Annotated in this window: 2 protein-coding genes; both read right to left on the bottom strand. The window is 69.9% G+C overall.

The window, feature by feature from the left end:
• A complete protein-coding gene (locus ACFC4D_RS06850) occupies positions 1-2,490 on the bottom strand; it encodes an excinuclease ABC subunit UvrA (protein ID WP_376062049.1) in 2,490 nt (829 codons plus the stop codon).
• Positions 2,487-16,031 carry an amino acid adenylation domain-containing protein gene (locus tag ACFC4D_RS06845; protein WP_376062048.1) on the bottom strand — a complete coding sequence of 4,515 codons (13,545 nt, stop codon included), beginning with the start codon at positions 16,029-16,031 and terminating at the stop codon, positions 2,487-2,489. Before ACFC4D_RS06845 ends, ACFC4D_RS06850 begins: the two co-directional genes overlap by 4 nt.
• Between the last annotated feature and the right edge of the window lie 84 nt (positions 16,032-16,115).

The following is a 16,115-nucleotide window of genomic DNA, read 5'->3' as shown; positions in this document are numbered from 1 at the left end:
TCAGCCGTGCCGCTGATGACGGCGTAGATAGCGGCCGGTCAGGCTGTCCGGAGCAGTGGTCAATTGCCGGGGCGTGCCGGTGGCGATGATCCGGCCGCCTTCCGGACCGCCGCCCGGTCCCATATCGATGACGTGATCGGCGTCGCCGATCAGATCCAGATCGTGATCGATGGCGATAATGGTCGCGCCACCGTGCAATAGGCGATCGAGCACACCGACCAGGGTGCGCACATCCTGCGGATGCAGGCCGGTGGTCGGCTCGTCGAAGACATAGAGCAGATGCCGCTGACCGGTACGCAGGCCACTGGCCAGGCGCATGCGCTGGGCCTCGCCGCCGGACAGGCTGGGCGTGGGTTCGCCGAGGCTGAGGTAGCCCAGACCGACCTCGCGCAGCGCCTGTAGCGGCGGGCCGATGCGCGGTACGCCCGCGAAACGGTCGGCGGCGTCGGCGACGGTCAGATTCAGCACGTCGGCGATGGACGAGCCGTCCACGCGCACCTCGAGGGTCTCGGGGTTGTAGCGGGCCCCATTGCATGCCGGGCAGGTGAGCACCATATCCGGCAGGTACTGCACATCCAGCGAGACCTCGCCCAGGCCCGTGCAGGTCGGGCACTGTCCGCCCTTGACGTTGTAGGAGAATCTGCCCGCGCCCCAATGCTTTTCGCGAGCCTGCGGGGTCGCGGCGAAGAGCGCGCGGATACCGTCGAAGGCTCCGGAGTAGGTGGCGGGGGTGGAACGGCTGTTATTGCCGATCGGCGTGGAATCCACCGTGATCACGCGGGTGATGCCGCCGGTGTTCAGTTCCCGGACATGGGCGGGCAGTCGCTCCCCCGCCAGCCGACGGGTGAGCGCCGGGACCAGGCTGTCCAGCACCAGAGATGTTTTGCCGGAACCGGATACGCCGGTGACCAGGGTCAGCCGCTGCAGCGGAAAGCGGGCGGTGACATCGTGCAGGGTGTAGAAATCGCCGACGGTGATCTCCAGCTGCTCATCCCCGGCGCGCACCCCGCGCGGCTTGCGGGCATGCGGGTCGGCACGCCCCGAAAGATACGGCCCGGTAATCGAATTCGGGTCATCGGACAGCTGTGCGGCGGTGCCGCGGGCGATGACCGTACCGCCCGCGCGACCCGCGCCCGGTCCCATTTCCAGGAGCTGGTCCACCTGGCGCAGCAATTCCACCTCGTGGTCCACCATGACCACCGAATTGCCATTGTCGACCAGGGCGCGGATGACACCGATCAAGCCGTCCATATTCGCCGGGTGCAAGCCGATGGACGGTTCGTCCAGCACGTAAAGCATTCCGGTGGAACGGGTTTGCAGCGTCGCGGTGAGCTGGATGCGCTGCCGCTCCCCCGTCGATAGCGATTCACCCGCCCGGTCCAGGGTCAGATAGCCGAGTCCGAGGGTGAGCAGCGGAGCTATGGCGCGCACGAATTCGGTGCTGAGGCGGGTGGCGATTTCGCGCATATCGGCCGGCAGGCGCTCCGGCACTCCCGGTGCCCACGTGGACAATTCGGCGAGGGTGAGCGCGCTGGTCTCGGCGATGGTGCGATCCTCGAGCAGCGTGCCGAGCGCTTCGGGGCGCAGCCGGGTGCCGTGACAGGCCGGGCAGGTGTGCAGGGTGAAGAATTTGCCGAGCCGTTCGCGGGTGGTCTGGCTATTGGCATTGGCGAGCGAATGCCGCACGGCCGCACGGGCATTCTCGTAGGTGCCGTTGAGTTCGGCGGCCCGGCCGGATTTGGTGGTGACCACCACGTGCCGTTTCTCGGCGGGGCCGTCCAGCACGATATCGCGTTCGCGCGCGGTGAGGTCGCGATAGGGCACATCGATGCGCACACCCAATTGCGCGGCGATCTGCGGCTGGAAATCGCGCAGCGGCAGTTTCCAGGGTGCGACCGCGCCCTCTTCAATGGTCAGGTCCGGATTCGGGATCAGCGCGTCGTCGTCGATCTCCTCGACCGTGCCGAGGCCGCCGCAGCGCGGGCAGGCCCCGAAACTGTCGAACGAGAAGGATTCCGCGCCGGGCAATTCCACCCTGCCACCGCATTCGGGCAGGTCGACATAGCCGCGCATCGCCACGTCCAGGGTCGGCGGCAGCCGGAATCCGGTGGGGCACAGGTGCGATCCGAGCCGCGAGTACATCAGCCGCAGCACGTTGTACACCTCGGTCATGGTGCCGACCGTGCTGCGCCGCCCCGGAATCGGCGGGCGCTGGCGCAGCGCCAGGGTCGCGGGCAGGAAATCGATGCGATCCACATCCGGGCGCTCGGTCTGGCTGATGCGCCGCCGGGTGTAGGTGGACAGGCCGTCCAGCAGACGCTGATAGCCCTCGCCGTAGAGCACATTCATGGCGAGCGAGGACTTCCCGGAACCGGACAGACCGGTGATCGCAACCCAGGACCACAGCGGGATCTCGACGTCGATGTCCTTCAGATTGTGCACGCGCGCGCCGAAAACCTTGATGGCCCTGGGCAAATCGTCGAGGCTCACCCGCGATCCCAGCGCCGCACCAGCTCCCGGCCGATCACCGCGAGCGGTGCGGCGGCCGCCATGCCGATATGGGTGGCGTCCACCTCGATATCGGTCACCGTCCCGGTGATGTGCTCCATCCAGGTCTCGGCGGGGCGGCGGTCCGCATCGGTCTCCCGAATGGCGGTGAAATGCAGCAGATCCCCGCGATAGCGCCCGGACGGGCCACCCGGGACCGCACGGGTGAGCGCGACGGTGGCGCGCTCGACCAGATCGGGCGGGAACACCGCGGCCGCGCGGGCGATATCGCCGTTGGCGCGCAACTCCGCCCATGCGGATTCGGTCTCACCCGAAGCCTGTTCGGTGCCGTCGTACGCGGCGGTGTCCATCAGGGCGAGCGTGCGCACCTCCGCGCCCAGCAGTTGCAACCGCACGGCGACCTCGTGGGCGATGCGGCCGCCGAGCGACCAGCCCAGCAGGCGGTAGGGGCCGCGCGGCTGGGCCCGGCGAATCTCGGTGACATAGCGGTCGGCGTAGTCGGCGAGGGTGGTGAAAGGGTGTTCGTCGCGGACCACCCAGGGATCCTGCAGGCCGTACAGCGAGACGGCCGGATCGAGATGGGTGAGCAGGCCCGCGTACGGCCACGCCATACCGCCGCCGGGATGAATGCAGAAGAGCGTGTCCGGACCGGAGCGGCGCAGCGGCAGAACCACCGCGTACGACTCGTTCTCCGCTGTGTCGCTTGCTTTTTCGTCCTCATCCGGCACTGCCGAGGTGCTCTCGGCCTCCAGTCGGCGGGCCAGCGCGGCGACCTGCGGGGCCTCGAACAGATCGCGCAGGCTGATGATCCCGTCCAGGCGCGAGATGACCTGGGCCGCGGTGAGGGAATTGCCGCCGAGGGTGAAGAAATCGTCGTCCCGACCGGCCTCCGCCACGCCGAGGACTTCGGCGAATGCGGTGGCAATCCGCTGCTCCGCGGGCGTGACCGGGGACCGGAAAGTGCTGGCGGGCAACGCGGGTGCGGGCAGCATGGCCCGGTCGATCTTCCCGTTCGACAGCAGGGGCATGCGCTCGAGCGGCATCACGACCGGCACCAGCTGTGCCGGAAGTCGTTGTGCGGCAACCGCTGCGACGGCGGTGCCGTCGATCGTCCGGCCCGGGTCCGGAATGACGTAGGCCACGAGCCGCGCACCCGCCGAGGTATTCGCCGGGGCGGCGACCGCGATCACCTGAGCCACTCCGGGTGCGGCGGACACGGCTGCCTCGATCTCGCCGAGTTCGATCCGCATTCCGCGCAGTTTGACCTGGAAATCATTGCGGCCCTTGAAGATCAGTCGTCCATCCGGCGACCAGGCGGCGAGATCTCCGGTGCGGTACAGGCGTTCACCGGCGGGGCTGAAGGGATCGGCGACGAAAGAGGCGGCGGTGGCGGCGGTTCGGTGCAGATAACCTCGGGCCACTCCCGAGCCGCCGAGATACAGCTCACCGGTCGCGCCCACCGGAACCGGGCGCAGGCAGCGGTCCAGGATGTAGCAGCGGGCACCGATGACCGGCCCGCCGATCGTCACCGGTCGCGCACCGTCGAGAGCGTCCTCGAGGGTGGCGATCACCGTGCCCTCGGTGGGGCCGTAGACGTTCACCAGGCGGTGGGCCTTGCCCCAGGTAGCCGCGACCGCGGGCGGGCAGGCTTCGCCGCCGGTGACCACCACGCGCAGATCCGGCAGTCCGGTCGAATCGGTGCAGGCCAGCACCGCGGGGGTGATGAAGGCATGGGTCACGCGTTCGCATCGCATGAATTCGGTGAGCGCGGCACCCGCGTACGCCTCGGGCGGCGCGACGACCAGCGCGGCCGCCGCCCCCGCCGCGAGCACCAGCTCCCACACCGAGGCGTCGAAGCTCGGTGCGGCGACGCACAATACGCGGCTGCCGGACTCGGCCCCGATGTACTTCGCCTGTGTAGCAGCCAGATTCGCCAGGCCCGCGTGACTGATCACGACACCCTTCGGCGCACCCGTGGAGCCCGAGGTGTGAATGATGTAGGCCGCGTTGTCGATGTGCGCCCGATCGGCGTGCGACCGTGTCTCGTCGTTCGAAGCCTCATCGATCTCGGTCCGCGATTCGGCGGTGACGACGGTTCCGTCGGCGGCCAGTGAAATCAGCGGCATCCCCGTGTGCGCGAACGCGGCGGATTCGGCCGCGGCGGTGAGAATCGCGCGGGGCCGGATCGGGTGCAGCAGGTCGGTGATGCGCGCGGCGGGAAAGGCCGGGTCCACGGGCAGGAATGCCGCGCCGGATTTCGCCACCGCCCAGCAGGACACCACCCAGGCCAGGGAGCGGGACATCCCGAGGGCCACCACGTCCTCTGGGCCGATGCCCCGGGCCGTGAGCAGGGTGGCGAGCCGGGCCGCGCGGTCATCGAGTTCGCGGTAGGTGAGAGCCAGATCGCCATGGCGAACGGCCTCGGCGTCGGGGGCACGACGTACGGCGGCGGCCAGGATGTCGGGCAGCAGCAGATCGCTCTCCGCCGCTCCGGTCCTGTTCCAGTCCTGGATGATTCGGCGATACTCCGACGGGCCGAGGATCGGCAGTCGGGCAATGGCCGTCAGCGGTTCGGCGGTCACGCTGTCGAGCAGCAGCAGGTAGCGCTGGGCCAGGGCCGCGATGGTGTCGTGGTCGAAAAGGTCCGTGGCATACCGGATATGCATCGTCAGCCCGGAATCCGAAGGCGCGATGGTGAATTCCAGATCGAAGCGAGCGGCCCGCGAGTCGGGTTCGACGACTTCGGCGGTGAGCCCGGGCAGTTCCAGGCGCACGGGTTCCAGGTTCCGAAGTGTGAGCAGCACCTGGAACAGCGGATGCCGAGACCGCGAACGCGGCGGCTCGAGCGCCTCCACCACCTGTTCGAACGGCGCCTCGGCATGTGCGAAGGCAGCCAGATCGATACTGCGCACCCGCTCCAGGAATTCGGAGAATGATTGCGCGGCGGTGACTTCCGTGCGCAGCACCAGGGTATTGACGAACATGCCGACCAGATCGTCCAGCTCCGCCGCCCCGCGCCCGGCCACCGGGGTGCCGATGGCGATGTCATCGCCGTCCGACCACGCCGCGAGCAGTATCGCCAGGCCCGCGTGCAACACCATGAACGGCGAGGCGTCATGCTCGGCCGCCACCGTCCGCAACCGCCGCATCGTCTGCTCGGGAATCTCACACGCTACGGCCGCGCCCGCGAAGGAGGCGACCACCGGGCGTGGTCGATCGAACGGCAGGCCGATCTCCGCGGGCAATGCCGCGAGCGTGCCCATCCAGTAATCGATCTGGCGCGTCATCTCGGACCCGCATTCCTCCACCGAGCCCAGGGCCGCACGCTGCCACAGCGTGTAATCCGCGTACTGCACGGGAAGTTCGGCCCACCGCGGGCGAATGCCTTCGCACGCGGCCGCATAGGCCGCCGCCAGATCCCGGGCCAACGGCGCGAGCGAATAGCCGTCAGCATTGGCGTGATGAATCACGAACGCCAGCACCCACTCGCGCGCGGTGTCCGGCGACTCACCGAGCGCGAACAGCGCGCTGCGCACCGGCACCTCCGCCGTCAGATCGAAAGGCCGCGAACAGAATTCCTGTAAAGCCTCCCGTACGACCGACCCGTCCACCACACGCGTTTCCGGCGCTGGCAAGCCGCTCGGCGCAACGGTCCGATCTTCCGGGGAGCCGAGCGCATCACCGGATCCGGTGGTCAAGATCCGCTGGGAGCCTTGGCCGTCGGTGTCGGGGAAGTAGGTACGCAGGGTTTCGTGGCGGGCGATGACCTCGCGTACCGCCGCCGCCATGGCGGGCGCGTTCAAGCGGCCACGCAGGCGCAGGATCAGCGGTATGTGATAGGCGTCGGATCGCGGGTCGAGGCGGTGCAGCAGCCAAAGACGTTGCTGCGCATAGGAGAGCGGAATGCGGTCCGGGCGGGGTTGTGGGGTGAGCGGGGTACGGGTGGTGCGCGGGGCGGTGGCCAGGTGGTCGGCCAGGGTTGCCACCGTGGGGGCGTCGAAGATCGAGCGCACCGGTACTCGCACGCCCAGTGCCGTGCCCAGGCGCGCGGCCACCCTGGTGGCGTTGAGGGAATTGCCGCCGAGGCGGAAGAAGTCGTCGTCCAGGCCGACCCGGTCGAGGTGCAGGACCTCGGCGAATACGCGTGCCACCGCGCGCTCGGCGGTGGTGGCCGGGGCGCGGAACTCGGCGGTTTCGGGTGCCGGGGCGGGCAGGGCGGCGCGGTCGAGTTTGCCGTTCACGGTGAGCGGCAGTCGTTCGCACAGCACGATGGCGGAGGGGACCAGGTGCCCGGGCAGGGTGGCCGTCAGCGCCGCGCGCACGCCGGTGACCTCCAGATCCGGCGCGTCGGCGGTGATGTAGGCGACGATGCGGGGATCGCCGGGCGTCTCCGTGTACAGGACGACAACGGCCTGGCCGACGCCCGGCAGGTCGGTGAGCGCGGCCTCGATCTCGCCGGGTTCGACGCGCATACCGCGCACCTTGAGCTGGGAATCGGTGCGGCCCAGGAACTCCAGCGAGCCGTCGGCCCGGCGGCGCACCGCGTCCCCGGTGCGATACATCCGGCCCGGCGCGAACGGATCGGGCAGGAAGCGGAGCGCGGTCAGCCCCTTCCGGCCGTGATAGCCGCGCGCGACACCCGGCCCGGCGATGTACATCTCCCCCGTCACGCCGTCGGGCACCGGGTGCAGACAGGCGTCGAGGACATAGCAGCGCATCCCGGTCGCCGGTCCGCCCAGCGTGACCGGCTGCCCCCGCTCATACGGCGCACTGTAATTGGAGATGACGGTGACCTCGCTGGGACCGTACGCGATCAGCAGGCGGCGATCGGCGGACCACCGGGCCGCCAGCGCGGGCGGCACCGCCTCCCCACCGGTCACCAGCACCCGCAGCTCCGACTCGGTCTCGTCGCTCGCGACCTCGCATGAATCCGTTGCGACCGTTCGCAATTCCGCCGGATCCAGTTCCGCGAGGACCGCAGGGGTGAGGAAGGCGTGGGTGATTCGTTCTCGGCGGATGAGATTGGTGAGTTCGGGGCCGCCGTAGAGATCCGGGTCGGCGATGACCAGGGTGGCGGCCGCGCCGAGGGCGAGCAGCAGCTCCCAGATCGAGGCGTCGAAGCTCTGGGACGCCGCCGCGAGGATGCGCGAATCACGCTGGGGCGCACAGTGTTCGGCCTGTGCCGCCACCGTATTGGCGAGACCGGCGTGCGTGATGACCACGCCCTTGGGTGCGCCGGTCGAGCCGGAGGTGAAGATGAGGTAGGCCGCATCGTGGAGTCGCACATTGCGGAGACGCTCATTGCCGGTGACGACGGCTGCCGAAGTGGCGGCCAGCTCCGCCGAGACCTCCGGCGCATCCAGTACCAGCCAAATGGGCTGTGCGGCACGAGGTGCGACGCCCCGGCGGGACACGCCCCCGGTAGCCGGGCGTTCATCGGCATCCGCGGCGACCTCGCGCGGGCCGGTCAGCCAGGCACCCACGTCCGCGGTCGTGATACCCAGTGCCGCACGGGAATCCGTGAGCAGCTGATCGATGCGGCCGGAAGGGTGGCGGGGATCTATCGGAAGGTAGGTCGCGCCGGATTTGGCCACCGCCCACAGCGCGATCACCCAATCCAGTGAGCGGCGGATGGCCACCGCCACCACATCGCCGGTACCTATGCCGCGGCGAATGAGGGCCCGGGTCAGCCGGTTCGACCGTTCGTTGAGTTCGCGGTAGGTGAGGGTGCGGTCGCCGTACACGACGGCGGTGGCATCGGGAGCCAGGGCGACCGCGCGGCACATCAGGCCGGGCAGGTTGATGCAGGTGGCACCGCCGGTGCGGTTCCAGCTGTACAGAATGTCGTGGCGTTCCTCAGGGGTGAGCACGTCCATGGCCCGCACCGGGCGATCCGGGGTGACGGCGGCCTGGGCGAGGAGGCGGCCGAAACGGTGCAGCACACTCTCGGCGGTGCCCGGGTCGAACAGAGCGGTGTCATAGCGCAGGGTGAGGCCGAGGGTGGAATTCCGCTCCGCCACTTCGAATTCCAGATCGAATCGGACCGCGCCGGTGTACGGCGGCAGGGCTTCGACGCGAACGCCGGGCAGGGCCAGTTCGGTCGAGCCGAAGCTCTGATAGGACAGCACGACCTGGAACAGCGGATGCCGGGCGGTGGAACGCGGCAGATCGAGCGCTTCGACTATCCGCTCGAAGGGAGTGTGCGCGTTATCGAGCGCCTCGACATCGATATCGCGGACCCGATGCAGCAGCCCGCCGAAGGATTCCCGGCCGTCGACGGGGACGCGCAGCGCGACGGGATTGACGAACATGCCCACCAGATCGTCCAGACCCGGCCGATCCCGCCCGGCGGTCGGAGTGCCGATGACGATATCCGTTGTGCCGGAAAGCTTCGCCAGCAGTACGGCCAGCGCCGCATGCACCACCATGAACAGCGAGGCGCGATGGCGGCGGCCGAGTTCCCGCAGGCCGATCGTGATCTCCGGCGGCACGGTCGATTCGACGCTGCCACCGGCATGCTCGGACTGCCTGGGGCGCGGGCGATCGAAGGGCAGCGGCAATTCCAGCGGTGCGCCGTCCAGTACCGAAATCCACTGCTTCAGTTGCCGATTCAGTTCCGAGCCCGGATCATCGGCGGCACCCAGCGCGGCGTGCTGCCGAATCGCGTAGTCCGAGTACTGCATCGGCAGCGCGGGCCATTTCGGTTCGGCGCCGAGCGCGCGGGCGGTATAGGCGGTGGCGAGATCGCGGGCGAGCGGACCGAGTGAGAATCCGTCGGCATTCACGTGGTGCACGACCAGGATCAGCACCCAGGAGGCGGGGCGGCCCGCCTCGTCGATGCCGTAGAGCCGTGCCCGAATCGGCGGCTCCGCGGCGAGATCGAAAGGCTCGCATTCGAATTCGCGCAGGGCGCGGTCCAGGCGCTGCCGCGACACCCGGCGGATGTCGAGCGCGCCGATATCGTCCTGTGCCACGGCCTGATACGGCATCCCGTCCCGTTCGGGAAACCAGGTGCGCAGCGCCTCGTGCCGCCGCACCACATCCGCCACCGCCGCGGTCAGTGCGGTCACGTCGAGGGCTCCACTCAGCCGCACAGCCAGTGGAATATGGTAGGCCGCGCCCGCCCCGAGCCGGTCCAGCAGCCAAATACCCTGCTGCGCGAAGGACAGCGGCACCAGATCCGGCCGGGGGCGCGTGTCCTCGCCGACCGGATCGAACGGCGCGCACACCCCGCGCGCCGCCAGCGCCCCGGCCAGCCCGGTCACGGTCGGCTCCTCGAACAACGCCCGCAGATCCAACTCGATACCGGCACCGCGCAATACCGCCACCGCACGGGTGGCGCTCAATGAATTGCCGCCGAGGGAGAAGAAGTCACCATCCGCGCCGACGCGATCCACGCCGAGCACCGCCGCGAACGCGCGCGCGACCGTCTCCTCGAGCGGGGTCTCCGGTGCGAGATACCGCTCCCGAGCGCGCACGGGGGCGGGCAGGGCGGCTCGATCCACCTTCCCGGTGATGGTCAGTGGAAGGCGTTCCACGATCGCCACCGTCGGCAGATAATGCTCCGGCAGCACCCGCGCCAGTTCGGTGCGCAGTGCGGCCGGATCGATCCGGTGTCCCGCATCGGGGACCACGTACGCGACGATCTCGGGTTCCCCCGGCCCGGATGACGCATCGGCGTGCAGGACGACCACGGCATCCGCGACCCCGGGGGCGGCCGACAGCGCGGCCTCGATCTCACCGAGTTCGACACGGACACCGCGAATCTTTATCTGGAAGTCATTGCGGCCGTGGTAATCCAGTTCACCGTCACCGCGCCAGCACCCGAGATCACCGGTGCGGTACAGGCGTTCGCCGGTGCTCGCGAACGGACTGGATACGAAACGGGTCGCGGTGAATCCGGGGCGGCGATGGTAACCGCGCGCCAAACCCGGCCCGGCGATATAGATTTCGCCGATCACGCCCGGCGGCACCGGGCGCAGGCGGCCGTCCAGGACATGGCAGCGCGCACCGATCACCGGACCGCCGATGGATACGGTGGCGTCGGCGCGCAGCGGACGGCTGACGCTCGACCAGATGGTGGTCTCGGTCGGGCCGTAGACATTGACGAAACACCGTCCGGCGGACCAACGAGCGGCCAGTTCCGGCGGGCAGGTCTCACCGGCGGTGGCGAGCAGCCGCAATTGCGGGAGCCGCCCCGGATCGGTGAGCGTCGCCAGTACGCGCGGGGTGAGCATGGCGTGCGTAATGCGCTCCCGCTCCAGCAGTTCGAGCAGGGCGTCACCCGCGTACGCCCAGGGCGGAGCCAGCACCAGGGTCGCACCGGATCCCAAGGCCAGCAGCAACTCCCACATGGAGGCGTCGAAACTGGGCGAGGCCACCGCCAGCACCCGGGCGTCCGGATCGGCGTCGCAGCGCTGCGCCTGGGTGACCAGGACATTCGCCAGGCCGCCGTGAGTGATGGTGGCGGCCTTGGGGATTCCGGTTGATCCCGAGGTGTACATGACGTACGCCGGATGGTGCAGGCGCAGCGGGCGCACCCGGTCGGCGTCGGTGATCGGCGGCGCGAACTCGTCGGCGGGCTCGTCCGGGTCGATGAGCAACCAGCCGCCACCGGCCGGCGCGGGCAGGTCCGCGCGGCGGCGATCGGTGGTGATGCCCAGGGCCGCACCGGAATCCGCGAGCATATGCTCGATGCGTTCGGCGGGCGCGTTGGGGTCCACGGGCAGATAGGCCGCGCCGCTGTGCGCGACCGCGCAGACCGCGATCACCCATTCCGGGGAGCGCGGCAGCGCCACCGCGACGATGTCCTCCGGGCCGATGCCGAGCGCGATCAGTGTGCGCGCCAGCTGATTCGCGCGCTCACCGAGCTCGCGGTAGCTCAACGCACCGCTTTCACAGCGCAGCGCGCACGCGTCCGGATCATAGGCGGCCGCGCGGGTCAGCAACTGCGGCAGCGTGATCGCGACCGCCTGACTGGTCTCGTTCCATTCGCGCAGCAGGCGATGCTCATCGGCGGAGCACAGATCGACCGCGCCGACCGGGGCCGTGGAATCGAGGGCGATGTGTTCCAGCATCCGGCACAGTCGCTGCGTGAGCGCGGTCATGGCGGGCTCGTCGAAGAGGTCGGCCGCGTAGCACAGGCTCACCGCCAATTCGTCCGGGGACTCCGCGACGGTGAATTCCAGATCGAATTTGACCAGTGGCAACGGGATTTCGACGGACTCCACCCGCAGACCCGGCAGCTCGAATTCGGCGTGCGCGCGCGGGCGGAAGGACAGCATCACCTGGAACAGCGGATGCCGCGCTCCGGAACGGGGCAGGCCGAGGGCGTCGACCACGTGCTCGAACGGCGCTTCATCATGCGCGAACGCGCTCAGATCGATATCGCGGACCCGGGACAGCAGGCCGTCACACGATTCGGCCGGATCCACCGGCACCCGCAGTACGAGCGTATTGACGAACATGCCGATCAGATCGTCGAGGCGGGCGTCACCGCGCCCGGCCACCGGGGTGCCGACCGCGATATCGCTTCCACCCGATACCGCGGCCAGCACCGCCGACAGGCCGGCGTGCACAACCATGAACATGGTCGCGCCGTGCCGGCGAGCCACCTCGCGCAATCCCCGGACGGTGCTACCGGGAACCTCCACACGCACCCGCTCCGCCCGCCGCGAGCCACGCGCGGGGCGCGGCCGATGCGGTGGCAGACCGGATTCCACCGGCAGCCCGGCCAGCGCGCGCGACCAGTAGCCGAGCTGCCTGGACAGTTCGGACTCCGGATCGTTCGCGGCGCCGAGCACCTCGCGCTGCCAGAGGGTGTAATCCGCGTACTGCACCGGTAGTGCGGTCCACTGCGGAGCCGCACTGCGTGCCCGGGCCGGATACGCGGCCGCCAGATCCCTCGCGAATGGAGCGAGCGAAAGTCCGTCGGCGATCACATGATGCACCAGAACGGCGAGAATATGCTGCTCCGCCACGCCCTTCGGGTCATGAATCCGCAGCAGCCGCAGCAGAATCGGCGGGGCGGCCGCGAGATCGAAACTGGCGCGCCCGAACTCGGCCAGGGTGTCCTCGACATCCTGGGCCGCAACGGTTTCCGCCACCAGGCCCGAAACCACCGTGTCGACCGGCGCGATCCGCTGCCGCACCACCCCGTCGACCTCGGGAAATGAGGTGCGCAACGCCTCGTGCCGCTCCACCACATCGGTGAGCGCGGCGGTCAGCGCGCTGACATCCAGCTCACCGCTCAACCGCAACCCCAGCAGCATGTTGTACGCCGCCGACTCCGGATCCATCCGCTGCGCCAGCCAAAGCCGCTGCTGCGCATACGACATGGGCACCGGCCCACCCCGCTCCCGGACCCCCGGTCGCTCCCGCTCCACCAGCAGATCCCGCGCGCCCACCCGCGCCGCGAATCCCGCCACCGTTCCGGCCTCGAACAGATCCCGCACCCCGGCCGCCACGCCCAGCGCCGCCCCGACCCGCCCCGCGACCAATGCCGCTCCGAGCGAATCGCCGCCCAGCGTGAAGAAGTCATCGTCCAGCCCGATGCGCCGCCCGCCGAGCACCTGCGCGAACGCCTCCGCCACCACCTTTTCCGCCTCGGTGACTGGCGCGCGATACCGGCCGGCCACCGGGGCGGGTGCGGGCAGGGCGGCCCGATCGACCTTCCCGTTCGCGGTGACCGGCAGCCGATCCAGCAGCACGATCACCGGCACCATATAGCTCGGCAACCGCTGCGCCACAGACACTTCCAGCTCCCGGGTGGTGAGCAGCACCCCCGGCTCCGGCACCGCGTAGGCCACGATCCGCTGGGCGGCGTCGCGACCACCGTGCACCATGACCACGGCCTGAGCGACGCCGGGACAGGCTGCCACGGCGGCTTCGATCTCGCCGAGCTCTATCCGGAGACCGCGGATCTTGATCTGGGAATCCAGGCGGCCGTGGAATTCGAGGTCACCGGAGTCGGTCCGGGTGGCGAGATCGCCGGTGCGGTACAGGCGTTCCCCCGGCGCGCCGAAGGGATCGGCCAGGAAGGCGGCGGCGGTCCCGGCCCGGCGGGTGAGGAAGCCCCGCGCCAGGCCCGGGCCGCCGAGGTAGAGCTCGCCGACCACACCGGGCGGGACGGGGCGGAGCCACGGGTCCAGGACATAGCAGCGCATACCGGGAACCGGGGTACCGAGGGTCACCGGGCGGTCCGGGGTCAGCGCGGCGAGGTTGGTGACGATGCTGGCCTCGGTGGGGCCGTAGACGTTGACCAGGGTGCGGCCGGGAGACCACGCGGCGACCACGGCCGGTGGGCAGTCCTCGCCGCCCGTCGAAAGATAGTGCAGGCTGGGCAGTCCGGTGGGATCGGTGGCCGCGAGCACGGCGGGCGTGAGGAAGGCATGGGTCACCCGTTCCCGGCGGATGAGATCCGCCAGGCGCGGACCCGCGTAGGAGTCGCCGTCGGCGATCACCAGGGTCGCCCCGGTCGTCGCGGCGAGCAGCACCTCCCACAGCGAGGCGTCGAAGGTCGGGATGGTCGCGCACAGCACGCGATCACCGGGGGCGGCCGGAAGGTGATCGGCCTGTGCCGCAAGCAATCCCGTCAGACCGGCGTGGGTCACGACCACACCCTTGGGCGCACCGGTCGAGCCCGAGGTGTAGATGACATACGCCGGATGTCCCGGGCGCAGCGCGCGCACCCGATCGGCGGCGGTCATGTTGGGAGCGCTGCTGTCGTGCGAGTCCGATGGTGCCGGGACGGTGAGTGATTCGCGGCCGTGGCGCACCCGGTCCGGGAATGGCGTTGCGGGAGTGTCGATCAGGAGGCGGACTCCGGCTTCGCGGAGTATCGCGGCGATTCGGTCGACGGGGTGGGCCGGATCGACCGGCAGGTAGGCGGCTCCGGCTTTGGCCAGCGCCCAGATGGCCACCACCCAGGCCGCGCTGCGGCGGGCGGGGACGGCGACTATGTCCTCCGGGCCGATGCCGCGGCGAATCAGGCTGTGCGCCAGTCGATTCGATAGGTCTTCCAGTTGGCTGTAAGCGAGGGAGGTCGCGCCGTCGACCACCGCGGTGCCGTCGCCGCCGCGGCGGACTCCGGCCGCCAGCAGGTCGGGCAGCAGGCGGGGGTCGGGCTCGTCTATCCGGTTGGGGGCGTGCAGGATTCGGTCGCGCTCGGTATCGGTCAGCAGTCCGATGGTGCCGACGGGCTGATCCGGGTCGGCGGCCAGAAGGTTGCCAAGGAATAGCAGGAAGCGGTTCAGGAGGTCGTTCAGCTCGGTCTGGTCATAGCGATCCGGGTTGGCGAGCAGGTCGACCGATAGACCCTGTTCGGCTCCGGCGCGGTACAGGTTGAAGTGCAGATCGGCCACCGATCCCGAGGAAAGGATGCGGTATTCACCGGTGGCGCGGCCGAATCGGCTGGTGCGGTCGAAGAACATCAGGTTCACGGTCGGGCCGAGCAGTTGATCGGGGGTGACGCCGAGATCGCGGCGCAGCTCCTCGAAGCGGTAGCGCTGATGCCGGAGCCCGCCGGTGATCTCCCGCGCCGCCGCCGCGATCAGCTCGCGCGCGGTGATCGCGCCCGCGCAGCGCAGCCGGATCGGCAGCACATTGGCCAGCATGCCGCTGGATCGCTTCAGCGCGGCGGTGGTTCGGGCCGACGCCGCCAATTGCACCATCGGCTCGGTCCCGCCGGTGGTGCCCGCCCGGAACGCGCACACCGCGGCCACCAGCACCTGCGCGGGGCTCACCGCGCAGTCGGCGGCCAGCTGTTCCAGCGCCACCCATTCGAACGGTGACAGCGCACCCGCCGAGCGCAACGCGACGGGTGCGGGACCGGCAGCGCGCACCCGGGTCGCCACCCCGGCCGGCGGCGCAACGGTCCAGTCCGAGAAGCGTTCCCGCCAATAGTCGCGGTCCGCGGTGAACCGCGCCGACGCCCGGTATTCGGCGTCCGCAGCCTGGATCAGGTCCGGCGCGAGACCGCCGAACGGCACCGGCTCGGTCCCGCGCAGCAGTGCGTCGTACCACTGCCCGATGCGCGCGATCAGGCTCAATCCGCCGTAGCCGTCGATGGCGACGTGATGCATCTGCGCGTACCAGATGTGCAGCTCCGGTTCGACCCGCAGCAGCGCCGCGGCCCACAGCGGCGCGTCGATGAGTTCGATGGGTTCGCGATGCCGCCGGTTCATCCAATCCAGCGCCGCCCGATACGGTTCGGCCTCGCGGGTGAGGTCGACGCGTTCGAGGCCGCCGCCGATATCGGCGGCCAGCCACTGATACGGCTGTCCGTCGGCACGGCCGATGCGCAGCCGGCCGACGCCGAACTCCTCGAAGGCGCGGCGCGAGGCCGCGTCGAAGCGTTCGGCGTCGAGTTCACCCCGCAATTCCAGGTAGTGCGCCTGGCCGGGAAGGGCGCGCGGAGCGGTGCGGTCCCCGGCTCCGATATCGTCCGCGAGCCACAATTCCATTTGGGCGCGGGACAATTCGAACGGCACGGCGACGCGGACATCCGGAGACTGGGCTGGCACTGTCCCTCCCGAAGTCGAGAGCGGCGGAATGAGCCGGAGCGCAATTGGATACGGTCTTTCGCTCCGACTGCGGACAGTACCGCA

This window comes from Nocardia sp. NPDC056000 (genome assembly GCF_042269265.1).
Classification (GTDB): domain Bacteria; phylum Actinomycetota; class Actinomycetes; order Mycobacteriales; family Mycobacteriaceae; genus Nocardia.
This window is presented reverse-complemented; position numbering and strand designations above follow the sequence as displayed.